This is a genomic window from Thioclava sp. IC9 (genome assembly GCF_002213225.1).
Lineage (GTDB): Bacteria > Pseudomonadota > Alphaproteobacteria > Rhodobacterales > Rhodobacteraceae > Thioclava > Thioclava nitratireducens.
In genome coordinates this window covers 22,142-45,364 of sequence record NZ_NBNX01000005.1, presented here as the reverse complement: position 1 = coordinate 45,364, position 23,223 = coordinate 22,142, and the positions used below count along the sequence as shown (strand labels likewise).

Here is a 23,223-nt window from a genome sequence, read left to right as displayed (position 1 = left end):
TCAGGTGGGGACGCCGTAGCGCGCAAGGAACATCGCGACCGCGCCGCGGATCACGCGCTCTTTCTCTTCACGGCTGAAGCTGTCGCAAATCCCGAACAGCAGCTTCGGATGCAGTTCCGACTTGCACAGCTCGATGAACAGATAAGCGGCGAGGTCGATATCGTCGATCACCAGCTCGCCCCGCTCCACCGCGCAGCGCAGGTAATCCATCAGCAATTCGTGCACCAGCGCCGGCCCCGCCGCGTAGAAGGCGCGGCCAAGCTCGGGGAACCGCTCAGATTCGGAAACGCAGAGCCGGTAGAGCCCTTCGTTCATCTTGCAGCTCATCGACTCGACGATCTGCGACGCGGCAAGCGAAAGCACCACTTCGGGGGCTGCGCCGAAATCGATCGTGGCGACGGCGCTGTCCGTCTGCTCTTTCAGTTGCGAGCGCACGACTTCGACGAACATCAGCCGTTTGTCCGGGAAATAGCTGTAGAGCGTGGCTTTCGACACACCCGCTTCCTTGGCGATATCGTCGACCGAGGCCCCATCGAACCCGTCGCGCAGAAAGATCGTGCGCGCGCCTTCGAGCACCTGGTCGAATTTGCGTCCGCGATTGATCTGATCTGCCTGCGACATCTGTCCTCCGGTTCCGGGAAACGACCCCCCGGGGTCCGCAGAATAAACCGCGCGGTTTATATCCCGCAAGGTCGCACAACGTCACGTCATGGCGGCACGCGTGCGGCAATCCGCTAAAGCTCCCGCCCTGTTTCGGCTTGGCACCAAATATCCCGGGGGGCTCCGCAGGAGCGGGGGCAGAGCCCCCTCTTTCCTCGGTCATCTCGCCTTCCATCGAGGGGGGCGGCGCCCCTCAGCCGATCGTGCCGCGAATACCGCCGGTCTGCGCCCGGTCCATCAGGAACTGGTCAAGGATCACGCAAGCCATCATCGCCTCGGCCACCGGTACCGCGCGGATGCCGACGCAGGGATCGTGGCGGCCCTTGGTGATCACCTCCACCTCTTCGCCCGCGACATTGACCGAGCGGCGCGGCGTCAGGATCGACGAGGTAGGCTTGACCGCGAAGCGCACCGTGATCGGCTGGCCGGTGGTGATCCCGCCCAAGATACCGCCCGCGCGGTTCGACAGATATTCGACGCCCTCGGGGCCCATCACCATCTCGTCGGCATTCTCCACGCCGGTCAGCGCCGCCGCGGCCATGCCCTCGCCGATCTCGACGCCCTTGACCGCGTTGATCGACATCATCGCGGCGGCCAGCTCGGTATCCATCTTGGCGTAGATCGGCGCGCCCAGCCCCGCCGGGCAGCCCTCGGCCACCACCTCGATCGCAGCGCCCACCGAATTCTGGCCCTTGCGGATCGCCGCGAGGTAATCGGCCCATTCATCCACTGCTTCGGCGTCGGGCAGGAAGAACGGGTTCTGCAGGATCGCGTTGCGGTCGAACTTCGCGCGATCGAGATGTTTCGCGCCCATCTGCACCATGTAGCCGTAGATCTGCAGATCGGGGACCAACTGGCGAAGCGCGGCCTGCGCCACACCGCCAGCCGCCACCCGCGCCGCCGTCTCGCGCGCGCTCGAGCGCCCGCCGCCGCGATAGTCGCGGATACCGTATTTCTGGTGATAGGTGATATCGGCATGGCCGGGGCGGAACTGCCGCGCGATCTCGCCATAATCCTTCGAGCGCTGATCGGTATTCTCGATCATCAGCTGGATCGTCGTGCCGGTCGTCTTGCCCTCGAACACGCCCGAGAGGATACGCACCGCGTCAGGCTCCTTGCGCTGGGTCGTCTCCTTCGACTGGCCCGGACGGCGACGGTCGAGGAATTGCTGGATGAACGCCTCGTCGATCTCGATGCCGGGCGGGCAGCCATCCACCGTCGCGCCAAGCGCAGGCCCGTGGCTTTCGCCCCAGGTGGTGACGCGGAACTGATGACCGAAAGTGTTGAACGACATGGGACGCGCGCCTCGCAGGTTTCCTTCGGCGCTGGCTTAGCAAGTCGGGGGCTGCGAGGCAACGTGCATGGCAGCGGGGCGACACTCTCTCAAAGCGCGTAGCGCCCCTACTCCACCGCGCGGATCAGCTTGCGCTCGAGCACGCGCAGCACCTGGCGCAGATCATGGCCGCGCCGCAGCACCTGCCCCTGCTGACCGATCACCGCATATTGCCCCTGTTTCGCACGCAGCGCGGGCCGTTTCTCGATCCGGTAGATCGGCACTTCGGCGGCGCGGCGAAAGATCGAGAAAACCGCGACATCGCGCAAGAAGCTCATCCCGTAATCGCGCCACTCCCCGGCCGCGACGGCGCGCCCGTAAAGTGACAGGATCACGCCAAGCTCGGAGCGGTCGAAAGCGATCTGCTCCGGTGCGCCGGAAGGGTTCGGATAGGGGGAAGGCGTTTGAACCGTCATTTACAAAGGGTACATCGCACGCGGCGCAAATCAAGCCCACCCGCGCTAAGGTTGAACGCGCCTTCGCCGCGCCGGATTATGACCTAGAAAAAGCCTGATTTCCTGCGCCTTCCTGCCGGGTTTCATCGACATCCTGTAGTCAGCGGAAAACGCTAAAGCCCGACGGTGCGGTTAACAGCCCCCACCCAGTACGTATCGTCGGGCGCTTTTCCCTCCTGCAGAAAAAGCCCCGCGTCCTGGTCAGACACGGGGCTCTTTCATGTGCAGAGCATCAGCGGCCCCCCTGCCTAGTAGCAGCGCACCGCCGCGATCGTGCCGTTCTCGTCGATCTCGAAATTCACCCGGCCGGGGGCGTAATCCATCGTCACCGCGTCGCCCGGATGAATGATGCGATGCGGCCGCGCGATATCGAGCGCCGCCAGCACGGTTTCAGGCCCCCCTTGGAGCGCCGCGAGCCCGGGCGGCGGACAGGTTCCCGCGCCGGGCGGGCCCGACCGAGGCGGCGAAACGCGGGGTTGGCAGGCCGCCAACCCGAACGCTGCGACCCCTAACGTGACAATGAGCCCGATCCGCGCCCTGCCGCGCTCCATCAGGCTCACCCGCAATCGATGTTGTAAACGTTCCCGCGCGAGTCGAGACGAAACACGACGCGCTGCGGGTTGTAGACCTGATCCTCGACGCCGCGCCATTCGACGATGCGATAGGGTTTGGTAATCCCGAGCGTCCGGATCTGCGCCGCCGGCTGACCCAGAACCGAGGTATATTTCACCGCCCCGCAAGTGTCGGGCTCACGCTCCTGCAAACCGCCCTTCGTGACGCTCACCGGGGGGGTGACATAGGGCGCGGGCGCATAGGGCTGGGGCGCGGGGTATGCCCCATCGGTGGGTGTCTCGCTCATCGGACCGGCGGGGTCGCAGGCCGCAAGCGCCAGCATCGACCCCATGACGAAAAATCGTTTCAACATGTCGCACCCTTCATTGCATTGGCCGCGCCGATAACGCAGGCTCTCTCCGAATTTATACAAGGAGTATGCGCTTATGAGAACCCGTGCCGCAGTCGCGCTCGAAGCGGGAAAACCGCTCGAAATCATGGAAGTGGAACTGGACGGCCCGAAAGCGGGCGAAGTGCTCGTCGAAATCAAGGCAACCGGTATCTGCCACACGGACGAATTCACCCGCTCTGGCGCCGATCCCGAAGGCATCTTCCCGACCATCCTCGGCCATGAGGGTGCGGGCGTCGTGCTCGAAGTCGGCGAAGGTGTCACCACGCTGAAGCCGGGCGACCACGTGATCCCGCTCTACACGCCGGAATGTCGCGAATGCCCGTCCTGCCTGTCGGGCAAGACGAACCTCTGCACCGCGATCCGCAACACGCAAGGTCAGGGCCTGATGCCGGACGGTACGACGCGCTTCAAGATGCTCGATGGCACGCCGATCTATCACTACATGGGCTGCTCGACCTTCGCGAACCACACCGTGATGCCCGAGATCGCGCTCGCCAAGGTCCGTGACGACGCGCCGTTCGACAAGATTTGCTATATCGGCTGCGGCGTCACCACCGGCATCGGCGCGGTGATCAACACTGCAGGCGTCGAGATCGGCTCGACCGCCGCCGTCTTCGGCCTCGGCGGGATCGGTCTGAACGTGATCCAGGGCCTGCGCATGGCGGGCGCCGATATGATCATCGGCGTCGATCTGAACGACGCGAAAGAGGAAATGGCGCGCAAGTTCGGCATGACCCATTTCGTGAATCCCTCGAAGCTCGACCACTCGGTCACGCAGGAAATCATCAACCTGACCAAGACCGAGCGCGACCAGATCGGCGGCGTGGATTACTCCTTCGACGCAACCGGCAACGTGAACGTCATGCGCGACGCGCTCGAGTGCTCGCATCGCGGCTGGGGCGTTTCGGTCATCATCGGCGTCGCACCCGCGGGCGCGGAAATCTCCACCCGCCCGTTCCAGCTCGTCACGGGCCGGACATGGAAAGGCACCGCTTTCGGCGGCGCCAAGGGCCGCACCGATGTGCCGAAATTCGTCGAATGGTACATGAACGACAAGATCGAGATCGACTCGATGATCACCCACACGATGCCGCTCGAAGACATCAACAAGGCCTTCGATCTGATGCATGCGGGCGAGTCGATCCGCTCGGTCGTGATCTACTGACCCCAAGGCCGGGGGCGCTGCCCCCGCCCCCCCCCGGGATATTTGAACAAGCCCGAAGCGCAGACCGTTTCGGGCTTGTTCAAATATCCCCGGGTGAATTCGCGCCAGCGAAGAGGGGCAGAGCCCCTACTCTCCTAGATAGTCCCGTAGCACGGGCGGCGGATCGTCGAGAAGCGGCCCGGTCGCTTGCGGCGCATGGGCGCGGCCCTCGGCCACCAGAACCGTCTGCGGGCAGAGCGCACGCGCATCCTCGGGATCGTGGCTGACCATCAGGACCGTCGTGCCCTGTTCGCGGGCGATCCCGGTCACCAGAGCCAGCATCTCGGATTTCAGCGCCGGGCCAAGGGCTGCGAAAGGCTCATCCAGCAGCAGGATCGGGCGACCGCGGAGCAACGTCCGCGCCAGGCCCGCGCGGCTTTGTTGCCCACCCGACAGCGCGCCGGGTTTGCGTTTCTCCATCCCTTCGAGCCCGACGCGGGCCAGCGCCGACTCGATCCGGGCGCGATCGGTGGCGTCGATCTTGCCTTTCGGGTTCAAGCCGAGCGCGAGGTTGGTCTCCAGCCGCAGATGCGGGAAGAGGTTCTGATCCTGAAACAGGATCGAGAGCGGACGCTCGCCGGGCGGCGCCGCGGTGATGTCCTCGCCGCACCAGAGCACCCGCCCCCGGGTCGGCCCAAGAAACCCCGCAAGTACCGAGAGCAGCGTCGACTTGCCCGCCCCCGAGGGCCCGATCAGCGCGACCCGCGCGCCGGCCAGGATCGTGAAATCGGCTTCGAGGCGGAAATCGCCCTGTTCGATCAGAAGCTTATCGAGGGTCAGCATAATGCCCCGCGCGGTCGAGCGCCCAGAAGAGCGCGAAAGTGAGGATCAGCAGCAGGCTCGCAGCGCCCGCCGCCTGATCCATGCGATAAGAGCCCATGAGCTGGAAAAGCGCCAGCGGAAGGGTGCGGGTCTGGCCATCCGAGAACAGCGTGATGACGCCCAGATCGCCCATCGAGAAGGCCGCGGCCAGCCCCGCCGAGAACCCCAGCGGCCGGGCAAGGCGCGGAACCGTCAGCAGACGAAGCCGGGCAATGCCGCGCAGCCCGAGCGAGGCGGCGAGCCGGTCGTAATCGGCCTGCAGCGTGCGGATCTCGGGCATCAGGATGCGGGTCGCAAAAGGCACCGATAGCGCGGCGTTGGTCAGCAGCACCATTGGCAGCGCGAGGCTCGTCGGGTTCACGAAGGGCCGCGCGATCAGGAAGGCGCCGGTGCCCATCACGAGGCTCGACGCTGTCATCGGCAGCATCGCCGCGATCTCCGCCCAGCGCTGCCGGGTCGCCACCAGTGCGAGCGGCAGGGCGATGGCGAGCGTCACAACCGTGGAGAGCAGCGCGATCACCAAAGAGGTCAGCGTCGCGGGCCAGACCATCTCGGGCAGGTTGGCCACCGCCGGGATGCCCCGGGCGAAAACGGTGCCGATGGGAAGCAGCAGGAAGGCGCTTGCGAGCCCGATCGCGAGCGCGTCGAAGAGCGCACGCCCTATCCCGCCGGACAGCTGCGGGATCGGCGCGGCGCGGCGGTCATGCCCCGCGCCGAAACTCGACGGCAGGGTGGCGCGCGCCGCGATCAGCAGCGCCGCGACCGAGATCGCGACCTGCACCAGCGCAAGGCTCGCCGCGCGGCCCATGTCGAAATCGAAGCGGAAGGCCTGATAGATCGCCAGCTCCACCGTGGTCGCGCGCGGCCCGCCGCCAAGGGTCAGGGCCACCGCGAAGGACGTCAGGCAGACGAGGAAGATCGCGAGGAACGCCCCGGGCAACACGCTGCGCAGCATCGGACGTTCAAGGTGACGCGTGACCTCCGCAGGGCCGAAGCCGAGGGTCGCGGCAAGGCGAAACCGCTCGGCCGGGATCGCCTCCCAGCCGTGCAGGATCATCCGGGTCGCAAGCGGCAGGTTGAAGAAAACATGGGCCACGATGACGCCCTGCGCGCCGTAGATCGAAATCGGATCGATGCCGAGCGGGGCGAGGGCCGCATTGACCAGCCCGCGCCGCCCGAAGACCGCGATCAGCCCGAAGACCGCGACGATCACCGGCAGGATGAAGGGAGCCCCCAGGAGCGAAATCAGCAGTCCGCGCCCGGCGAAGCGGCGGCGATGCAGCGCACGGGCGACCGGCACCGCCAGCGCGCAGGAGATCAGCGCCGAGGCCGCCGCCTGCCAGAGCGTGAAGCGGATCGCGGCGAGATCGGTTTCGCGCAAGCCGGTCAGCCCGCCTGCCCGGAGCGCGACTGCCGCCAAAGTGCCAAGGACAAGCGCGGCCAAAGCCGCACCCGCCAGCACCGCCCAGATGGGCGTGCCTCTTATCTGGAGAAGGCGCGTTGCCATTCGTCCAGCGCCGGACCGCGCAATTTCTCGGCCTCGGCCTCACCCAGGTAGAGCGTCTTGTCGGGCATCGGGAGTTTCTGGAACACCTCAGGCAGCTGATCGTGGGGCAGTTTCGCCGGGAAGGACCAGTTCGCCGTCGCGATCATGCCTTGGAAATCGGGGCTCAGCACGTAATCCATGAATTTCTGCGCCAGCTCGGGATGTTTCGAGGTCTTGAGCTGCGCGACCAGTTCGGGGGTGAAGTAATGCCCCTCGGGGAAGATCGCCGCAGCCTTGCTGTCGTCCTCCTCGGCCATGATGTGATAGGCGGGCGAGGTGACGTAGCTGAGCACCATATCCGCCTCGCCGTCGGTGAACATCCCGTAGGCCTCCGACCAGCCCGGCGTCACGGTCAGTACCTTGGGCGCGATCTTCGTCCACGCCTCTTCGGCCTTGTCGCCATAGATGTCCTTCACCCACAAGAGCAGCGACAGACCCGCGACCGAACTGCGCGGATCTTCGATGACGATCTTGTAGGCGTCGTCGGGCGCATCCAGCAAATCCTGGAAGCTCGTGGGCGGGTTCTTCAGCTTGGTCTTGTCATAGACGAAGGCCAGTTCAGACCAGTCGAAAGGCAGGAAGATCGGATCGTCCCATTTGACCGGCATGGTCAGGTCGGACGTGTCCTCGTTATGCGGGGCGAACAGGCCCGTGGCGCGCGCCTTCGCGGTCACGTCGGTGTTCAGACCGATCGCGACATCGGCGGAGGTCTTGTCGCCTTCGAGCAGGATGCGCGGCAGCACATCGCCCGCCACGAATTTCAGATCGCAATCGCAGGTCGCCTCGAACCCCTTCTCGATCGCGGGACCGGGGCCCCATTCGCTCGTGAAATAATCAGGCGCATAGACGGTGAGCACGGGCTTGTCCTCGGCCGCCGCCATCGTGGCGATCAGACTCAGGGCTCCCGCAAGCATCAGGTGGGTTTTCATGCCTCACTCCTTGGGCTTGCCGGGCGGAGTGGGGCCGGACTATCCGGCTACCTTCCCTCCGCCGGTCTTAACCGGTTCAGGTTCAACGGGTTCGCGTGGATCGCATCTCAGCCGGATCATCCGGCACCCCGAGGTAGGGCGCAACCTATGCGCGCGGGGCTTCGGACGCAAGGGCAAGCAGTCGTAGCCCCCCGACGCCTAGCACGAACGCTCTGGCGAGTTCCCGCCAGTGACGACCCGCGCCGGATTTCAATGGCTTGCAACTGCGCGCAGGCCGACGCAGGCTCGATCCGGAACGGATGTGGGAGGAACCGATGCGCATCACCCTGACGGCGGCCCTTATGGCCGCGACCGCCCTGCCCGCCTTGGCCGACACGATCGAGGCACCGGGCAAGATCACGGCCGTGACGCTCTTTCCGCAGGGCGCGCAGGTGGTGCGGCAGGTGGAGGTGAAGGCGCCCGAGGGCAGCCATGACCTGCTGGTTCCGGGGTTTCCCGAAGGCACCGACATCTCGACGCTGCGGGTGTCGGGTGACGGTGTGCAGATCGGCGCGGTGAGCCTGATCTCAGGGCGCGCGCCGGCGACCAGCGGAACCGAAAGCGCGGCGGTGAAGGCTGCGCGTGACCGGCTGGCCTCTGCAAAGGAAGCCCTTGCGGAAAAGGAAGACGCGGTGGCCGTGATCCGCGCCAAGGCGCAGGCCGCGCGCGACCAGATCACATATCTCAAGAACACCGACTCGCAGGTCACCGCGCCCGAACAGCTGCGCGCGCTGGCGCAGATGGTGGAGGATCAGATTCTCTCGGCCACCGAACGCGCAATCGCCGCCGAAGCGGAAGCGCGCCGCGCGGAAGCCGCGCTCGACCCCGCGAAAGAGGCGGTGAAGCAGGCGCGAGCGGCGCTCGATGCGCTGCTGAACCCGGCGAAAGATCGAGAGATGCTCAGCGCGAAGGTGCAGGGCTCGGGCACGCTGACGATCACCTCTTACGTTAACAATGCCGGGTGGCAGCCCTCCTATGATCTGCGGCTCGACCGAGACAAGGGCGCGGTGGATATGGAGCGCTTCGTCTCGGTCCATCAGGCCACCGGCGAGGACTGGCGTAACGTCGACCTGACGCTCTCGACCGCTCGCCCCGGCGGGCGCGCAGAGCCGGGCGAAGTCTATCCGCGCCTCGCGCACATCGGCGACCCGGATGCGCCGCCCGCACCGGTGCCGATGAAGCGCTCCCTCGCGGCATCGGGTGGCGCCGCCGCGCCGATGGCGGAAGCAGCGATCAGCGACCGCGCCGATCTTCAGATGCAGGGCGAAACGGTGACCTACCATTACCCGAGCGCGGTCGATCTGCGCGACGGGGTCGACGATCTCCGCCTGAGCCTCGATTCCAAGACCCTCCCGATGGAGGTCTTCGCCGAAGCCGCCCCGCTGACCGATCCGCAGGCCTATCGCGTGGCCGAGGGCAAGAACGAGACCGGCGAGATCCTGTTGCCCGGCCCCGCGAACCTCTATGCCGATGGCGCGCTGGTCGGCCAGTCGCATCTGCCGATGGTGGCCGCAGGGGATGACCTGACGCTGGGCTTCGGGCCGATCGAGGGCATTCGCGTGGACCGCCGGATGCCCGACACGATGGAGGGCGACAGCGGCTTCATCTCGAAATCCAATGAGCGCCGCGAAGTCGTCGAGATCGAGGTGAAGAACCTGACGGACAAAGGCTGGCCGATGCGGGTGATCGACCGGGTACCCTATTCCGAACAGGAAGACCTGAAAATCACCACCAAGGCGACCCCGCCCGCGAGCGAGACCGATTACGACCATCGCCGCGGCGTGCTCGCATGGCGCTTCGATCTGGGCGCGGACGAGACCAAGACGATCCGCACCGAGACCACGCTGAGTTGGCCCACCGACAAGGTGCTGCGCTAGGTCAGCGTAACGCAAAGGCCTCCGCGCGCGATCAGGCTGCGTTTCGCGGGTTCGCCGCAGCCCGCAGTTTCGCGAGCAACGCTGGCGACAGGCGCAGGAACCCGCGCGCGGGCGGTTCGGCCTTCGCCGCCTCGGGGGGATGTGTCTCTGCACTGCCGGTCTTTTCGGTCGCCTTGGACGCCTTCTCCTCCGGCACGGCTTGCGCCCCCGCCGCCTGCGCCGCGGCATACTCGGCGGCGGCGGCCTGTGCCGTCACCGTTTCCGCCGCGCCCTGCCCAGACCTCGCGCCGACGATCTTGGTGCGGCCGCCATCGTCCCCCGGAAACGGCGCGGCGAAGCGCAGCACCAACTCCGTCAGGCTCGGGCCGATCTCGTCGAGCAGCAACAGGAAGCGGTTCGTCGGCCAGGCATGCAGACCCAGCGCGCCCCCGCCCGCAAGCCGCAGCACGAAGCCCGCATCCCGCAGCCGATGTTGCAGATCGAACCAATCGCGCGCCTGATCCAGCGCCGCTTGCACCGCCGCCATTTCCGGCAGCGGCTCTTTCGTGGTGGAGGGGGCGGAGGTTGGCTCCTCCGCCAGCCCCTCCTGCAGGACGCGCCGGATCAGCTCTGCCGGAGGCAGGCCGAACGCGCGCGCCTCCGCCGCAATGCGATCGATCATATCGAGCGGCAGCCGCAGGGAGACGAGACGATGCTGGCAATGCGGTCGGGATGCAGGTGACATGTCGGGTCAAAGCTCGTTGGCGTGGGCGGGGTACCCGCAGCCTCGCGCATCAAGCTTAACAGCCCGTGAATGCCAATTGGTTTTCCCCAAGGCGGAGCAATCGGCCTCGCGAAGGGGGTCAACGAATTTGCAAAGCCTCAGAGCTTCTCGAACCGATCCGAGCCGGAGACGTATTGCTCGAGCGTACCCTCGCCGATGTCGTGGCGCAGCCCGTGCAGCGTCATCCGATCGGCGTCGAGCGCCTCGCGCACGAAGGGGAAAGTCATCAGGTTCTCGAGGCTGACTTTCACGGCCTCACGCTCGAGCGCCAGCACCTGCTGATCCTCGGGCAGGTCGGTGACGCGCTCGTAGCCCGGACGCAAAAGGTTCAGCCAGGTGCCGACGAAAGAGCTTTTCTCCTCCAGTTCCGGCGCATGCCCCGAACACATCGCGTGGCAGCCCGCGATGCCGCCGCAATTGCTGTGGCCCAACACGATCAGATGCGCGACCTTCAGGCTGGTCACGGCATATTCGACCGCCGCCGACGTGCCATGGTGATCGCCATCGGGCGTGAATTCCGGCACGAGGTTCGCGATATTGCGGTGGATGAAGAACTCACCCTGATCGGCACCGAACATCGAGGTGACATGCACGCGACTGTCGCAGCAGGCGATGATCATCGAGCGCGGACGCTGCCCTTCGGAGGCGAGACGGCGATACCAGGCGCGGTTCTCGTCATACGCAGTCGCGTGCCATCCCTGGTAACGGTTCACAAGGTAGCTCGGCAGCGGCTTCACATGCTCTCTCATCGGTCCCCCGGTGTTTTTGGGTCTGGTGTCTCGCGTCTTATCGCAGCGTCAAATACCGCGATGCAGGCCGGGTTACGAGAGGTTTCTCCGCGTCGCTCAATGAAATCTTGAGACCTGTCGGCCATATTGCCGCCCGGGTGATGGCGAAATCAAAGGGGAGTGTCGTGGTGACACAGGTGTCTCGTTTGCGTTGCAAGGAACGGATGTCGCTGGATACGACGCGGCTATCGGTGCTCTACGTGGAGCTGGGACAGGTCGATACGGAGCGGGTCATCTGCGCCACGGTCGAGGATTTCGCCGTGCAACTCGCCGCCTTGGAAGAAGCCGCGAAATGGCGCCAACGCGCCAAGATGCGGTGCGCAATCGTCAAGGTGATCGACCTCTCGGAACATGTGGGTCTGGTGTCGATGGTGCGCACCGCGCGCGACCTGTCCGAGTGTATCGCGACCGGCGATGCGGTGGCGCAGGCGGCGGTAATGGCGCGGCTGGGCCGGATCGCGGAACGATCTCTTACCGAGGTCTGGGACATCGGCGGCCTGTCCTCCTGAAGTGCGCGCAATCGGGCCTTGCGGGCAGGCGCCGCGGCGCTAGGCTCTGGGGCGAAGAAACCACCAGAGCCAAGGAGCCGCCCCCATGAGCGCAGACGCACCCGCAGATTTTTCCTTTCTCGCCCCGCGCCCGGCAATGCGCTTCGCCGAAGCCGACGCGCCTGCCCGCGCCCTGATCGCCGTCGCGCCCGAGGATATGGAGCAGGCTCTGGCCGATCTGCCGCCCGCGCAGCGCGCCTTCGTCGAGGCAACGGGGTTCAAGGCGAAGGCCGGCCAGGTCGCACTTCTGCCGGGGGCGGACGGCGCGGAGGCGGCGCTGCTGGGCCTCGGGACCGCGGCGGCACGGGCAAGAGAGCGGTTCTCGCTGGCGCGCGCGGCGTCGACCCTTCCCGAAGGCGCGTGGCGGATCGAGGGCGATTTGCCGGAATCTTTGAAGGCAGAGACGGCGCTCGGCTGGCTGCTCGCAGGTTATCGGTTCGACCGCTACGCCGAAGCCGCAGCGCCGAAAGCGCGGCTGGTTTGCCCGGACGGGGTGGATGCTGCGCAGATCGAGGCCGTCGCCGAGGGCGAGGCTTTTACTCGTGACCTGATCAACACCCCCGCCTCCGACATGGGACCGGAGGAACTGGAGGGCGCGGCGCGCCTGCTGGCCGACCGCCACGGCGCTGAGGTCAAGGTCGTGAAGGGCGACGACCTTCTGACGCAGAACTTCCCTATGATCCACGCCGTCGGTCGCGCCTCGCCGCGCACGCCGCGGCTGATCGAGCTGAGTTGGGGCAGCGCAGGTCCGACGTTGACGCTGGTCGGCAAAGGCGTCTGTTTCGACACCGGGGGGCTGAACCTGAAGCCCGGCGCCTCGATGGGGCTGATGAAGAAGGATATGGGCGGCTCGGCCACCGTACTGGGGCTCGCGCATATGATCATGGCGACCGGCGCGAAGATGCGCCTGCGGGTGCTGGTCCCGGCGGTCGAGAACTCGGTCGGCGGCGACAGTTTCCGCCCCGGCGACATCCTGACCAGCCGCAAGGGGCTGACCGTCGAGATCAACAATACCGATGCCGAGGGACGGCTGGTGCTGGCCGATGCGCTGGCCTATGCCGATGAAACCCCACCCGACCTGATGGTCTGCATGGCAACGTTGACGGGGGCTGCGCGGGTCGCACTTGGGCCGGACATTCACCCGTTCTACACCGATGATGAGGGCGTCGCGCAGGCTTTGGCGAAGGCCTCGGGGGCGGTGGCCGATCCGCTCTGGCGGATGCCGTTCTGGGCGCCCTACGAGGCGAAGATCGAACCCGGCATCGCCGATCTGGATAACGCGCCCTCGGGCGGCATGGCGGGCTCGATCACCGCGGCACTCTTCCTGCGCCGCTTCGTGACCGAGACCGAGCGCTTCGCCCATTTCGACATCTACGGCTGGCAGCCCGCAGCCGCCCCCGCCCGGCCGAAAGGCGGCGTCGGTCAAGGCGCGCGGGCGATCTTCGCGGCTCTGCCCGAGGTGCTGAAATGACCGACCGTCGCCGCCTGCCCTTTTCAGGTGCTTTCGCGCTGGAGGCGCTGCGAGGACAGGTCGAGGCCGAGGGTTTCACCCACGGGATGCCCGCGCGGATCATCGTACCCGTGACCGATCTCTGCCCCGAGCCCGGCAGCCTGCGCGACCGACAGCTTCTTTTCGGAGCCGAGGTGACGGTGATCGATCAGCGCGACGGGTTCGCCTTCGTGCAGGCGGCGTGGGACGGCTATTGCGGTTGGATCGCCTCTGACGCCTTCGCCACGCCCGAGCCCGCCACGCATGTCGTCACCGCGCCCGCCACGCATGTCTATCGCGAGGCGGCGATCAAGCGCGGCGAAGTGATGCAGCTCTCGATGGGCGCGCGGCTGGCGGTGACGGTGGAAACCGGCATGTTCGCGGTGACCGCCGAGGGCTTCGTTCCGCTGCAGCATCTGCGCGCGCTCGATCGGCCCGGGGACGATCCCGTCGCAGTGGCCGAGCGACTGCTGGGCACGCCCTATCTCTGGGGCGGCAACAGCCGTGCGGGGATCGACTGTTCGGGGCTGGTGCAGATCGGCTTCGCGCTGTGCGGGCAATCCGTGCCGGGCGACAGCGATCTTCAATGGGCGGAGATGGGCGAGACCGTGCCCGAAGGTGCGCCCCTGCGACGTGGTGACCTGCTGTTCTGGAAAGGCCATGTCGCGCTCGCCTGCGATGGCGAGACGATGATCCATGCCAACGGCCAAACGATGAGCGTGGCCTATGAGAGCATCGAGGCCGCCAAGGCACGTATCGCGGCAGCGGGCGAAGGGCCGTATCTCGGGGTTAAGCGGGTCGCGCGGTAAGGCTTTGTAGCGCGGGGCGACCAGCCCGGGCCGCGCCCGACCCTCCCCCGGGAGGGCGCATTGGCGATGGCCTCGCGGGCACAAGCGACGTTCGGGCTTGCGAGATAAAGCGCTCAGCCACAGGCGGAGCAAAGCGCCCGCCCGATGCTCGGGCGCGTCCCTCATCGCTTTGCCCCAAACGAAAAACGCCCGATCCTCCGACCGGGCGTTTCCCAATTCAAATAAGGCCGAACGCTCAGCCCTTCTTGAGCACGCGCTTGCCCAGCGTCTCGGCGATCTGCACCGCGTTAAGCGCCGCGCCCTTGCGCAGGTTGTCCGACACGCACCAGATGTTCAGGCCGTTCTCGATGGTCGAGTCCTGACGGATGCGCGAGATGAAGGTGGCGAAATCGCCGACGCATTCGACGGGGGTGATGTAGCCGCCATCTTCGCGCTTGTCGACGACCATGATGCCGGGCGCCTCACGCAGGATGTCACGTGCTTCGTCCTCGTCGAGGAACTCCTCGAACTCGATGTTGATCGCCTCCGAGTGGCCTACGAAGACCGGCACGCGCACGCAGGTCGCGGTCAGCTTGATCGCAGGATCGACGATCTTCTTCGTCTCGGCGACCATCTTCCACTCTTCCTTGGTGGACCCGTCATCGAGGAACACGTCGATATGCGGGATCACGTTGAACGCGATCTGCTTGGGGTAGACCTTCGGCTCCACTTCCTGACCCGGCACATACATGCCTTTGGTCTGGTCCCAAAGCTCGTCGATCGCCTCTTTGCCCGAGCCCGACACCGACTGATAGGTCGAGACCACGACGCGCTTGATCTTGGCGCGGTCATGCAGCGGCTTGAGCGCCACGACCATCTGCGCGGTCGAGCAGTTCGGGTTCGCGATGATGTTTTTCTTCGCGTAACCGTCGACGGCTTCCGGGTTCACCTCCGGCACGACCAGCGGCACGTCCGGGTCGTAGCGGTAGAGCGACGAGTTATCGATCACGATGCAGCCCTGCTTGGCGGCGATCGGCGCGTATTTCTTCGTGGCGTCCGAGCCGATCGCGAAGAGCGCGATGTCATAACCCGTGAAGTCGAACCCTTCGATGTCTTTGGTCTTCAGGGTCTGATCGCCAAAGCTGACCTCTGTGCCGAGGCTCCGGCGCGACGCGAGCGGCACCAGTTCATCGACCGGGAACTGACGCTCGGCCAGGATGTTCAGCATTTCGCGGCCCACGTTACCCGTGGCGCCCGCAACGACGACTTTATAGCCCATGAGGACCTCCTTGCTCCAATAGAACGCGGCTTACTACCGCTTTACGTCAGGAAATGAAAGGGGCTCGACGCGCAGTCAGTTCCGAATGATGCGCGGATCGGAGGCAAGAAGCCCGCCGACCATCTCCGCTTCCGCGACGAAATCATGGGGCACCTTGTCGGCCGAGCGCCGCCCCGACAGAGATAGCGAGGCGAAGAAATCGAACCCGTATAGATCGAGCCGCGCCAGATCAGAGCGCGCGAGCATGTCGATCAGCATCGCTCCGGTCGTGGGCTGCGCGCCGAGCTTGGCCTTCAGCCCCTCGAAATCGTTGAGAGGATGCAGGTAGAAACCGGGGCTGGTCGCCGTTTTCCAGTCCAGCCGCTTGCGCTTGTGGCTCATCCAAAGGATGCGTGACGGCGCGATGCGGGCGCGCTCGGCTTCGGGCAGCGAGGTCGCGAGCGCCAGCCAGTCGGTGCGCTTGCCGTGGCTCTGCGCCGACGGCATCGGGGCGCGGTTGATCCGGATCACCACGTCATGCGCGTCGATCTCCGCCCCCGCCTGTCCCTCGGCCAGCGCGCGGGCATTGCCGACAAGCGCGACGGTTTTGCCGGCAAGGTCGTCCAGCAACGCCTTTTGCGAGACGGAGAGCGCGGCCAGCGGGGCCTCGCGCCGCAACGTTCGACTGATCAGAAATCCGAGCCGGGTCATGCGATGGGTTTAGCTCAAGCCATCGCCGCTGTCGCGGGCGAAAACGTAGAACGCCAGCCCGATCACCAGCGGTGCAAGGAAGAACGCGAACAGCAGCCCATAGGCCACGGCGGGAGTGTGCCCCACCGATACCGCATCGAAAACGGGCCGCGAGGCGAATTGCATCCCAGCCACGCCCATGATCGAGAACATGTTGTGCAGCGTCACCCCCCGCCCCGTCAGATGCGGCGGATAGAAGGTGCGGCCATGCGCCATGATCACCGGGAAGGACGCGCCGAAGAAGCCGATCGCGGCCAGCAGAACCGTCGCCAGCCACAGCGACTGTCCCGGCAACACGAAGAGCATCGCCAAGGCCACGGCCAGCACCGCATTACCGTAAAGCGCGACGCGCTTGTGGCTGCCGAAAATCTTGTCCGCCGGACCATAGGCGAAATTGCCCGCGATCATCGCGAGGCCCATCACCAGCGTCACCCGGCCGATCAGATTCGCATCCGCACCGAAGACATCGGCCAGATAGGAGCCCGCCCAGACGCCACGAATCCCGGCAGCGGCGGTGTAATTCGCGACCGTCAGCGGCAGCAGCACCCAGAAGCCCGGCAGACGCAGCACATCGAGCGCGGTACCCCGGCGGCCTGCAGGCTGCTCCACCCGCTCGGGATCGCGCGCGAGCCACAGGATCAGCGCCGCCACCAGCAGCGTCAGCGCCGAGAGCGCCCAAAGCGTCGGACGCCAGCCGAAGGCCTCGATGGAGGCCGCCAGCGGGGCCGCGCCCGCGAGATTGCCAAGGCTGCCAGCCCCGATCATCGAGGCCGCGAGCGTGCCGAACAGCGCCGGCTTGAAACTGCGTGCGAAGATGAAATAGCTGCCCACCAGCACAGGCGCACAGCCCGCCCCGATCAGGATCATCGCGATGTGAATGCCCATCGGTCCCTGCGCCATCGCGAAGACGGCGGCGCCCCCACCCCCGCCAAGCGCCATCAGCACGCCCACGGTGCGGCGCGGCCCGATCCGGTCCAGCGCCTCGCCGATCGGGATCTGGATCAGCGCAAACGCCCCGTACCAAAGCCCCAGCGACACGGCGAGATCGCCCGGCGTCACGCCGATCTCCTTGCCCAGAACGGGCGTCAGAACGGCCAAGCAGGTGCGGTAGAACTGGCTCAGAAGATAGGCGCCCACAAGCGAGGCGATCGAGATATACATGCGGGGGCTCCTTCGCGCGCACGCTCGCCCAAGGCGCGGGCAATGGCAAGAGCGCACCCGGCCCATTCGTCCTCTTGTCTTGGCCCGGGCACAGGCTCAGGATAAACGCCGCACGACGTGACGAGCCCGAGAGATGCCAGAATGGAACTGACCCGCCTGATGATGCGCCTCTATTTCGACAAGGCGATGCTGGGCCCCGGCAAGGTCCGGCTGCTCGAAGAGATCGCCGAACACGGCTCGATCTCGGCGGCGGGCCGCGCGATGAAGATGAGCTACAAACGCGCTTGGTCGCTCGTCGAAGAGATGAACGCCGGATTCAAGGAACCGCTGGTGGATCGCTCGCGCGGCGGCGCGAAGGGCGGTGGCGCCTCGCTCACCCCCGAGGGCGAAGCGGTCCTCGCAGCCTACCGCCGGTTGGAACAGAAAGCCCGCGACGCTGGCGCCGAGGAGATCGCGCTGATCGGCGCAATGGTCGCTGATTGAGGCCGCGGCGGGCCTTGCGCCGGATCAATGCGGATGGGTCTTCAGTCCGCGCATCCTGCTGAGAGCTGCCGGAAACGGCCCAGTCACGGACCAGAACCATGAGCGATTTTTCGACGAAGACCGCCGCGCGCGTTACCGCCCTTGGTCTCGCAGCCGCGCTCGCGGCCTGTATGCCGGGCGGTGTCTCGGACGCCCAGACGCTTGCCGCCAAGGTGGAGACCCGGCGCGCCTATGACCTCGCGACGGTGGACGGCAAGGCACCCACCCGCGCGATCCGCTTTTATATCGGGGAGAATTCGCGCTTCGCCGTCTGCGGGCATTGCCTTTGCGTGACCGGGGTGATGTTCGCCCCCTACCCCGCATTGGGCATCCGACCGACCTCGGCCTCGCCCACGTTCGCCTGCGAGCAGGAGACGCCGGAGTTCAAGGCCGATGCGGGCCTCGCGCAGCTGTTTTTCGACATGAAGCAGGCGCAGGTTGATGGTTCGACCGTTACTTTCACCGGCAGCGGCGACCATGTGATGGTGTTCAGGCGCGGTGGCGAGGACCTCACTCCACCCTGACGATCCCGGACAGCAAAAAGCGCGGGAGTTTCCCCCCGCGCCCGTCATTTTTCAACGATGGCAGATGCCTCAGGCGTCGACCGTCTCGACCTGCTTGGCCTCGGACTTGGTCGGGCCCGCAATCTCGATCCGGCGCGGTTTCAGCGCCTCGGGCACTTCACGGACGAGATCGAGGTGGAGCATCCCATCCTCATGGGTGGCTCCGGTGACCTTGACATGATCGGCCAGCGCGAAGCGGCGCTCGAAGGCACGGGTCGCGATGCCACGATGCAGATAGGTGCGACCGGAATCGTCCTCGGCCTTGCGACCGGTCACGATCAGCGCGCCCTCTCTGAGTTCGACACTCAGCTCATCCGAACCGAAGCCCGCGACGGCGATCGAGATGCGATAGGCATTCTCGTCGGTCTTCTCGATATTGTAGGGCGGATAGGTCGGCTGCGCGAGATCGCTGGTCAGCGCACGGTCCATCAGATCAGCCACGCGGTCGAAGCCCACGGTGGCGCGGTAAAGGGGCGAAAGATCAAAGCTTCGCATATCATCATCCTCTCTTGAGCGATGGTTATGAAACCCGCCCCTTGCGGGGCCGGGCAGTTAGGCGCCGGAACCCTCATCAGGCATTCCGGCACTCATAAATTTGGGAAATCTCTCGCGACGTTTCAAGAGGGGCGCCGCTTCGGGCCAAGCCCTTAGGGACGCAGGAATTTCGCGCCGGTTGTGCGCCCGCCAGACAGTATACGCGGCTGGCCCTGCCCGGGCTCCGTGCGACGGATCTGCGGCGCGGCGGAGACGCTGGGGGAGGCGGCGCGGATCACGCCGCGCCCGCTGCGCAGCGCGGATTTCAACTGCGCGACGATCGCGGGCAATTCCATCCCATAGGCGCGCGAGACGCCATTCCTGCGCGAGCCCGAGGAAACCAGCGACACGATCTGCGCCCGTCCGCCAGCAGCAAGCCCCGAGCGGTCGAAGACGGGCGCACCCGAGGAGCCGTGATCGACATCGCAATCGAAGCCGATCAGCCCCTTGGCCCGCCCGAACACGCGGCAGGCCTTTTGCCACGACAGCGCATCGGCCCGGCCCTGCGCATAAGAAACCACCGACACTTCCGCCCCTGCGGCGGGCACGTCGCCGACGCGAAAAGGCGCGGCGATCGACGTCGGGATCGGCGCGGAGAGCTGTAAAACCGCGACGTCGTGGCGCACGGTGTCGATCGAGAGCGGCACGAACGGGTTATAGTCCGGATCGGCGACCATCGCGACGACCGGGCGCGCGGCCACCTCCGCCCCGTCGGTTTGCGCGGCTGCAAAACCCAACGTCGCGGGATCGCGCGGCCCCTGCGCGCGTCGGTCGTAGATGCAATGGCCAGCGGTCAGCACCAGATCGGGTGCGATCAGCACGCCGGTGCAATAGCCCTCGGCCCCGATGGTGACCTTACCCACCGCCTCCCAGCCGAAGAGATCCGCGCGTTGCGACAGGCGATCGAGCGCGGAGTTGCGCGCCTCCTGCGCCTCGCCCATGCCGCCAAGCAGTGCCAGAGCGATCACGCCGAAGATGACCCGCTTCACGCCCATCGCGCTCAGTTCGCCTTGATGAACTTGGCCCCGCCCGCGCGAATTTCGCGGGTAGTGGCGACGTTGTCGCGGCTCTCGATGGCCTGCCGCAGATCGGCGACCCCATTGGCCAGCGCCCCGATCGAGACCGGGCGCGTGCCCATCTCGGCCTTGGCGGAGACCACCGAGACGATCTCGGGGCGGCCGTTGGCGAAGCTGAAGACCGGCGAGCCCGAGGCCCCGAAATCGGCCGAGCAACTCATCACGACCGTCGCGCCTGCGCGCTCCAGCACCGAGCAGTTTCGTTGCAGCGACGGTGCCTCCGAGCGGCCCTGCGCATAGGAGAGCACGCCGACTTTCTCGCCACGATAGGGCGCGCTGCGCGACACTTCGAAGGGCTGAAGCTGTGGCAGGCGGATCGGTTGGGCGAGCTTGATCAGCGCCAGATCGAATTCCGAACGCTTCACGCCGACCGGCCCGCCATAGTGATAGGAGGGATGCAGCACCGCGCGCGACACTTTGCGATAGGCTTCGGCGCGGCCGTTGCGCCAACCCGCGAGGAACTCGATCTCCCGCGCGTCTATCAGCGCACCGCTGCGCTTGTCATAGAGGCAATGCCCCGCCGTCAGCACCAGATCAGGCGCGATCAGCGTGCCGGTGCAAAAGCTGCCATGACCCAGATCGAGCCGCCCGACCGCCTGCCAGCCGCGCGTATCGTCGCCGGTTTCCAGCGCGCGCAAGGGCGTCGCATGGGTGATCGTCTCGGCCCGCGCAAGCACAGGAACGGCGGTCAGACAGGCAAGAGCGAGAGCAAGAAGGCGCATCGGGGCTCCGAAGATTGCGGGGCGTTTCGTCCTGCTTAGCGCCCCGATGCGGCCAGATTGTGGCGCGGATCACGCTTGCGCAAGCGCGGGTGGCTTCGGCCCGCCCGTGGCCCAATCCAAAAGTTCGACAGTGTGGACAACGGGCACCTCCGTGCCGCCGCCGATCTGCACCATGCAACCGATATTGCCCGCCGCGATCACCTCCGGCTGCTTCGCCTCGAGCGTCGCCACCTTGCGCTTCTTAAGCTCGTCGGAAATCTCCGGCTGCAGCAGGTTGTAGGTGCCCGCCGAGCCGCAGCACAGATGGCTATCGGCAGGCTCGACCACCTCGAAGCCAGCGCGTTTCAGAAGATCCTTCGGCGCGGATTTGATCTGCTGACCGTGCTGGAGCGAACAGGCCGCGTGATAGGCGACTCGCATCCCGCCCTTGCCCTCGGGCAGACCGATCTTCACGAGGAATTCCGAGATGTCGCAGGCGAGCCCAGCCACCTTCGCCGCATCCTCGGCGATCGGATCGTTGCGGAAGATATGCCCGTAATCCTTCACCGTAGTGCCGCAGCCCGACGTATTGATGATCACCGCATCCAGATCGCCCTCGCTCAGATAGGCACGGATATTGTGCGCGGCCTGCGCATGGCTCTCTTTCTCGCGGCCCATGTGATGCGACAGCGCCCCACAGCAGCCAAGGTTCTTCGGTATCACCACCTCGCAGCCCAACCGCCGCAGCAGCCGGATCGTCGCATCGTTGATATCGGTGTTGAGCGCCCGCTGCGCGCAGCCGATCTGCAGCGCCACGCGGTATTTCTTCTCGCCCATCGGGGCGAAGACCTGCGCGTCGTCATTGCGGCTGACCGGCGGGATGGTTTTCGGCGCCATGCCCACCATCGCGCGCAGGCGCTTGTCGGGCAGCAGCCCCGCGAAGGGCTTCGCCAACTTCGCGCCGCCCATCGCAAGACGGAAGCGGCCCGGATAGGGCACGATCTTCGCCAGCGTCCAGCGCAGCAGCCGGTCCATCATCGGGCGCTTGTAGGTCTTCTCCACATGGGCACGCGCATGGTCGATCAGATGCATGTAATGCACGCCCGAGGGGCAAGTCGTCATGCAGGCCAGGCAGCTCAGGCAACGATCGAGATGCTTGACCGTCTTCTCATCCGCGGGCCGGTCATTCTCCAGCATGTCCTTGATCAGGTAGATGCGCCCGCGCGGACTGTCCAACTCGTCGCCCAACACCTGATAGGAGGGGCAGGTCGCAGTGCAGAACCCGCAATGGACGCAGGCGCGCAGGATCTCGTTGGAGCGCGCGACGCCGGGATCTTTCAGCTGTTCGGGCGAAAAATTCGTCTGCATCAGCCCATCCTTCCGGGGTTCAGAATACCTTTGGGGTCGAATTGCGCCCGCAGCGCGGTGGTGAGCGTGGCGATCGGCGCGGGTTCGGGCTCGAAGGTCACGCCCGCCACGCCGCGCATGCAGGTCGCATGGCCGGTATAGGGCGAGGCCAGCGCACGGCCATCGCTGCCTTCGGGCAGAAGCGCCCAGATCAGCCCGCCGCCCCAGTCGAGCAGCACCTCGCCGCCGAGCTTTGCCACGATGTCAGACGCCTCCGAAGGCTTCACCGAGAGCCGCCACAGATCGCCGTCCTTGCCGATAAACGGCTCCAGATCGCGCAGGCTTTGCCAGATCGCGGCCGAGCCCTCTTCCTCGACCCGAACCGGGCCGAACGGCTCCATCAGTCTGCGCAACTGTTCCGCCCGGTAGGCGACGGATTCGGCGAGACCTTCGACCCGGACCACCGCGCCGGTGCCGGGCAACCAGCCCGCACCGGACACGTCGAAGGGCGAACCAAGCGCCGCCGCCAGCGCAACTTGCGCGGCCCCTGCCGGAAGATCGATCACCACCGTCGCCTGAGACGGCGCGGCGGGCAACAGCTTGAAAGCCACCTCGCTCATCACGCCGAGCGTGCCCCAGCTTCCCGCCATCAGCTTCACCAGATCGTAGCCGGTGACGTTCTTCATCACCCGGCCACCGTTTTTCACGATCTGCCCGCGCCCGTCGACGAAACGCGTGCCGATCAGACTGTCGCGACAGGCCCCGGCCTGCACCCGGCGCGGCCCCGAGACGTTCGCCGCCACGACACCGCCTACGGTGCTCTGACCGCGCACGCCCAGGACCGGGCCCCAATTCGCTGGTTCGAAGGGCAGACGTTGACCCTCGGCGGCAATCGCGGCCTCCACCTCGGCGAGGGGCGTTCCGGCGCCGACGACCAGCGTCAGCGCGCCCGGCTCATAGAGCGTGATGCCCGAAATCCCGACTTCCAGCGGCTCGCCCAGACAACGTCCAACCGGCCGCGTGCCGCCTCCACGCACCGCCAGCGCGCCACCCGCATCCCGCACGGCCTCGGCCAGCTGCGCCTCGCTTTCAACTCTCATGAAATC

25 protein-coding genes and 1 riboswitch are annotated in these 23,223 nt (G+C 66.3%); of the genes, 7 read left to right on the top strand and 18 right to left on the bottom strand.

The window, feature by feature from the left end; translation table 11 throughout:
• From B6V76_RS13820 to B6V76_RS13800, 5 genes are all read right to left on the bottom strand, one after another.
• On the bottom strand, nucleotides 1–621 hold the full coding sequence (locus tag B6V76_RS13820) for a TetR/AcrR family transcriptional regulator (protein WP_075775704.1): 621 nt from the start codon (nucleotides 619–621) through the stop codon (nucleotides 1–3).
• 232 nt (nucleotides 622–853) lie between these two features.
• Nucleotides 854–1,954, bottom strand: a complete 1,101-nt coding sequence (aroC, locus tag B6V76_RS13815; RefSeq protein WP_088727723.1) for a chorismate synthase — start codon at nucleotides 1,952–1,954, stop codon at nucleotides 854–856.
• A gap of 107 nt (nucleotides 1,955–2,061) precedes the next feature.
• A complete protein-coding gene (locus B6V76_RS13810; RefSeq protein WP_075775706.1) occupies nucleotides 2,062–2,409 on the bottom strand; it encodes a DUF2794 domain-containing protein in 348 nt (115 codons plus the stop codon).
• A gap of 287 nt (nucleotides 2,410–2,696) precedes the next feature.
• A complete protein-coding gene (locus B6V76_RS20265; RefSeq protein ID WP_088727722.1) occupies nucleotides 2,697–2,999 on the bottom strand; it encodes an I78 family peptidase inhibitor in 303 nt (100 codons plus the stop codon).
• 5 nt (nucleotides 3,000–3,004) lie between these two features.
• The gene (locus B6V76_RS13800) at nucleotides 3,005–3,373 is read right to left on the bottom strand and encodes an I78 family peptidase inhibitor (protein WP_088720148.1); all 369 of its coding nucleotides are present in this window, start codon (nucleotides 3,371–3,373) and stop codon (nucleotides 3,005–3,007) included.
• A gap of 73 nt (nucleotides 3,374–3,446) precedes the next feature.
• On the opposite strand from B6V76_RS13800, the gene B6V76_RS13795 reads away from it, so the two are divergent.
• On the top strand, nucleotides 3,447–4,577 hold the full coding sequence (locus B6V76_RS13795; protein ID WP_088724845.1) for an S-(hydroxymethyl)glutathione dehydrogenase/class III alcohol dehydrogenase: 1,131 nt from the start codon (nucleotides 3,447–3,449) through the stop codon (nucleotides 4,575–4,577).
• 126 nt (nucleotides 4,578–4,703) lie between these two features.
• On the opposite strand, the gene B6V76_RS13790 is transcribed toward B6V76_RS13795, so the two are convergent.
• From B6V76_RS13790 to thiB, 3 genes are read right to left on the bottom strand one after another with little or no spacing between them, the layout of a single operon-like run.
• Entirely contained in the window at nucleotides 4,704–5,399 is a 696-nt protein-coding gene (locus tag B6V76_RS13790) for an ATP-binding cassette domain-containing protein (RefSeq protein ID WP_088727721.1), read from the bottom strand.
• Nucleotides 5,383–6,945, bottom strand: a complete 1,563-nt coding sequence (locus B6V76_RS13785; protein WP_088722538.1) for a thiamine/thiamine pyrophosphate ABC transporter permease ThiP — start codon at nucleotides 6,943–6,945, stop codon at nucleotides 5,383–5,385. The genes B6V76_RS13790 and B6V76_RS13785 overlap by 17 nt, the downstream gene beginning before the upstream one ends.
• Nucleotides 6,921–7,913: a thiamine ABC transporter substrate binding subunit gene (gene thiB / locus B6V76_RS13780; protein WP_088727720.1), complete on the bottom strand. Its 993-nt coding sequence runs from the start codon at nucleotides 7,911–7,913 to the stop codon at nucleotides 6,921–6,923. Before thiB ends, B6V76_RS13785 begins: the two co-directional genes overlap by 25 nt.
• Before the next feature lie 36 nt (nucleotides 7,914–7,949).
• Nucleotides 7,950–8,054, bottom strand: a riboswitch (TPP riboswitch).
• Between the two features lie 173 nt (nucleotides 8,055–8,227).
• On the opposite strand from thiB, the gene B6V76_RS13775 reads away from it, so the two are divergent.
• The gene (locus tag B6V76_RS13775; RefSeq protein WP_166504600.1) at nucleotides 8,228–9,829 is read left to right on the top strand and encodes a DUF4139 domain-containing protein; all 1,602 of its coding nucleotides are present in this window, start codon (nucleotides 8,228–8,230) and stop codon (nucleotides 9,827–9,829) included.
• Between the two features lie 31 nt (nucleotides 9,830–9,860).
• On the opposite strand, the gene B6V76_RS13770 is transcribed toward B6V76_RS13775, so the two are convergent.
• Together B6V76_RS13770 and B6V76_RS13765 are read right to left on the bottom strand one after the other, a co-directional pair.
• Complete coding sequence (locus tag B6V76_RS13770) at nucleotides 9,861–10,553, bottom strand: hypothetical protein (RefSeq protein ID WP_088727718.1); 693 nt, start codon at nucleotides 10,551–10,553, stop codon at nucleotides 9,861–9,863.
• A gap of 137 nt (nucleotides 10,554–10,690) precedes the next feature.
• On the bottom strand, nucleotides 10,691–11,341 hold the full coding sequence (locus B6V76_RS13765; RefSeq protein ID WP_075775714.1) for a carbonic anhydrase: 651 nt from the start codon (nucleotides 11,339–11,341) through the stop codon (nucleotides 10,691–10,693).
• A 167-nt stretch (nucleotides 11,342–11,508) separates the two neighbouring features.
• Between B6V76_RS13765 and B6V76_RS13760 the strand changes: the two genes are divergently transcribed.
• From B6V76_RS13760 to B6V76_RS13750, 3 genes are all read left to right on the top strand, one after another.
• Nucleotides 11,509–11,889, top strand: coding sequence for a hypothetical protein (locus tag B6V76_RS13760; protein ID WP_141104925.1), 381 nt, complete (start codon nucleotides 11,509–11,511; stop codon nucleotides 11,887–11,889).
• A gap of 85 nt (nucleotides 11,890–11,974) precedes the next feature.
• A complete protein-coding gene (locus B6V76_RS13755; protein ID WP_240497869.1) occupies nucleotides 11,975–13,399 on the top strand; it encodes a leucyl aminopeptidase family protein in 1,425 nt (474 codons plus the stop codon).
• Entirely contained in the window at nucleotides 13,396–14,226 is an 831-nt protein-coding gene (locus tag B6V76_RS13750) for a C40 family peptidase (protein ID WP_088727716.1), read from the top strand. Before B6V76_RS13755 ends, B6V76_RS13750 begins: the two co-directional genes overlap by 4 nt.
• Nucleotides 14,227–14,461: 235 nt before the next feature.
• Here the strand turns inward: B6V76_RS13750 and B6V76_RS13745 are convergent, their stop codons facing one another.
• The 3 genes from B6V76_RS13745 to B6V76_RS13735 all read right to left on the bottom strand — a co-directional run bounded on the left by B6V76_RS13745 (nucleotide 14,462) and on the right by B6V76_RS13735 (nucleotide 17,374).
• On the bottom strand, nucleotides 14,462–15,484 hold the full coding sequence (locus tag B6V76_RS13745) for an aspartate-semialdehyde dehydrogenase (RefSeq protein ID WP_075775716.1): 1,023 nt from the start codon (nucleotides 15,482–15,484) through the stop codon (nucleotides 14,462–14,464).
• A 75-nt stretch (nucleotides 15,485–15,559) separates the two neighbouring features.
• Nucleotides 15,560–16,174: a glycosyltransferase family 29 protein gene (locus B6V76_RS13740; protein WP_088727715.1), complete on the bottom strand. Its 615-nt coding sequence runs from the start codon at nucleotides 16,172–16,174 to the stop codon at nucleotides 15,560–15,562.
• A gap of 9 nt (nucleotides 16,175–16,183) precedes the next feature.
• Nucleotides 16,184–17,374 (bottom strand): MFS transporter, encoded by a 1,191-nt coding sequence (locus B6V76_RS13735; protein ID WP_075775718.1) that lies wholly within the window; start codon nucleotides 17,372–17,374, stop codon nucleotides 16,184–16,186.
• Between the two features lie 141 nt (nucleotides 17,375–17,515).
• Between B6V76_RS13735 and B6V76_RS13730 the strand changes: the two genes are divergently transcribed.
• Together B6V76_RS13730 and B6V76_RS13725 are read left to right on the top strand one after the other, a co-directional pair.
• Complete coding sequence (locus B6V76_RS13730) at nucleotides 17,516–17,857, top strand: LysR family transcriptional regulator (protein ID WP_233243161.1); 342 nt, start codon at nucleotides 17,516–17,518, stop codon at nucleotides 17,855–17,857.
• Nucleotides 17,858–17,955: 98 nt separating this feature from the next.
• Entirely contained in the window at nucleotides 17,956–18,420 is a 465-nt protein-coding gene (locus tag B6V76_RS13725; protein ID WP_088724837.1) for a hypothetical protein, read from the top strand.
• Between the two features lie 69 nt (nucleotides 18,421–18,489).
• Here B6V76_RS13725 and B6V76_RS13720 read toward each other — a convergent pair whose 3' ends face one another.
• The 5 genes from B6V76_RS13720 to B6V76_RS13700 all read right to left on the bottom strand — a co-directional run bounded on the left by B6V76_RS13720 (nucleotide 18,490) and on the right by B6V76_RS13700 (nucleotide 23,217).
• On the bottom strand, nucleotides 18,490–18,954 hold the full coding sequence (locus B6V76_RS13720) for an Hsp20 family protein (protein ID WP_075775721.1): 465 nt from the start codon (nucleotides 18,952–18,954) through the stop codon (nucleotides 18,490–18,492).
• Between the two features lie 152 nt (nucleotides 18,955–19,106).
• Entirely contained in the window at nucleotides 19,107–19,988 is an 882-nt protein-coding gene (locus B6V76_RS13715; protein WP_240497868.1) for a serine protease, read from the bottom strand.
• Between the two features lie 5 nt (nucleotides 19,989–19,993).
• Nucleotides 19,994–20,791 (bottom strand): S1 family peptidase, encoded by a 798-nt coding sequence (locus B6V76_RS13710; protein ID WP_088727714.1) that lies wholly within the window; start codon nucleotides 20,789–20,791, stop codon nucleotides 19,994–19,996.
• Between the two features lie 69 nt (nucleotides 20,792–20,860).
• A complete protein-coding gene (gene glcF, locus B6V76_RS13705; RefSeq protein WP_088720135.1) occupies nucleotides 20,861–22,138 on the bottom strand; it encodes a glycolate oxidase subunit GlcF in 1,278 nt (425 codons plus the stop codon).
• Nucleotides 22,138–23,217, bottom strand: coding sequence for an FAD-binding protein (locus tag B6V76_RS13700; RefSeq protein ID WP_088727713.1), 1,080 nt, complete (start codon nucleotides 23,215–23,217; stop codon nucleotides 22,138–22,140). Before B6V76_RS13700 ends, glcF begins: the two co-directional genes overlap by 1 nt.
• Between the last annotated feature and the right edge of the window lie 6 nt (nucleotides 23,218–23,223).

Bases quoted from the DNA above. Each gene is read 5' to 3' on its own strand.
- B6V76_RS13770 (WP_088727718.1), bottom strand. From the start codon at position 10,553: ATGTCACCTGCATCCCGACCGCATTGCCAGCATCGTCTCGTCTCCCTG.
- B6V76_RS13750 (WP_088727716.1), top strand. From the start codon at position 13,396: ATGACCGACCGTCGCCGCCTGCCCTTTTCAGGTGCTTTCGCGCTGGAG.
- B6V76_RS13745 (WP_075775716.1), bottom strand. From the start codon at position 15,484: ATGGGCTATAAAGTCGTCGTTGCGGGCGCCACGGGTAACGTGGGCCGC.
- B6V76_RS13700 (WP_088727713.1), bottom strand. From the start codon at position 23,217: ATGAGAGTTGAAAGCGAGGCGCAGCTGGCCGAGGCCGTGCGGGATGCG.
- B6V76_RS13790 (WP_088727721.1), bottom strand. From the start codon at position 5,399: ATGCTGACCCTCGATAAGCTTCTGATCGAACAGGGCGATTTCCGCCTC.
- thiB (WP_088727720.1), bottom strand. From the start codon at position 7,913: ATGAAAACCCACCTGATGCTTGCGGGAGCCCTGAGTCTGATCGCCACG.
- B6V76_RS13795 (WP_088724845.1), top strand. From the start codon at position 3,447: ATGAGAACCCGTGCCGCAGTCGCGCTCGAAGCGGGAAAACCGCTCGAA.
- B6V76_RS13735 (WP_075775718.1), bottom strand. From the start codon at position 17,374: ATGTATATCTCGATCGCCTCGCTTGTGGGCGCCTATCTTCTGAGCCAG.
- B6V76_RS13740 (WP_088727715.1), bottom strand. From the start codon at position 16,174: ATGACCCGGCTCGGATTTCTGATCAGTCGAACGTTGCGGCGCGAGGCC.
- B6V76_RS20265 (WP_088727722.1), bottom strand. From the start codon at position 2,999: ATGGAGCGCGGCAGGGCGCGGATCGGGCTCATTGTCACGTTAGGGGTC.
- B6V76_RS13730 (WP_233243161.1), top strand. From the start codon at position 17,516: ATGGAACTGACCCGCCTGATGATGCGCCTCTATTTCGACAAGGCGATG.
- B6V76_RS13785 (WP_088722538.1), bottom strand. From the start codon at position 6,945: ATGGCAACGCGCCTTCTCCAGATAAGAGGCACGCCCATCTGGGCGGTG.
- B6V76_RS13765 (WP_075775714.1), bottom strand. From the start codon at position 11,341: ATGAGAGAGCATGTGAAGCCGCTGCCGAGCTACCTTGTGAACCGTTAC.
- B6V76_RS13800 (WP_088720148.1), bottom strand. From the start codon at position 3,373: ATGTTGAAACGATTTTTCGTCATGGGGTCGATGCTGGCGCTTGCGGCC.
- B6V76_RS13775 (WP_166504600.1), top strand. From the start codon at position 8,228: ATGCGCATCACCCTGACGGCGGCCCTTATGGCCGCGACCGCCCTGCCC.
- B6V76_RS13755 (WP_240497869.1), top strand. From the start codon at position 11,975: ATGAGCGCAGACGCACCCGCAGATTTTTCCTTTCTCGCCCCGCGCCCG.
- B6V76_RS13725 (WP_088724837.1), top strand. From the start codon at position 17,956: ATGAGCGATTTTTCGACGAAGACCGCCGCGCGCGTTACCGCCCTTGGT.
- B6V76_RS13820 (WP_075775704.1), bottom strand. From the start codon at position 621: ATGTCGCAGGCAGATCAGATCAATCGCGGACGCAAATTCGACCAGGTG.
- glcF (WP_088720135.1), bottom strand. From the start codon at position 22,138: ATGCAGACGAATTTTTCGCCCGAACAGCTGAAAGATCCCGGCGTCGCG.
- aroC (WP_088727723.1), bottom strand. From the start codon at position 1,954: ATGTCGTTCAACACTTTCGGTCATCAGTTCCGCGTCACCACCTGGGGC.
- B6V76_RS13810 (WP_075775706.1), bottom strand. From the start codon at position 2,409: ATGACGGTTCAAACGCCTTCCCCCTATCCGAACCCTTCCGGCGCACCG.
- B6V76_RS13720 (WP_075775721.1), bottom strand. From the start codon at position 18,954: ATGCGAAGCTTTGATCTTTCGCCCCTTTACCGCGCCACCGTGGGCTTC.
- B6V76_RS13715 (WP_240497868.1), bottom strand. From the start codon at position 19,988: ATGGGCGTGAAGCGGGTCATCTTCGGCGTGATCGCTCTGGCACTGCTT.
- B6V76_RS13710 (WP_088727714.1), bottom strand. From the start codon at position 20,791: ATGCGCCTTCTTGCTCTCGCTCTTGCCTGTCTGACCGCCGTTCCTGTG.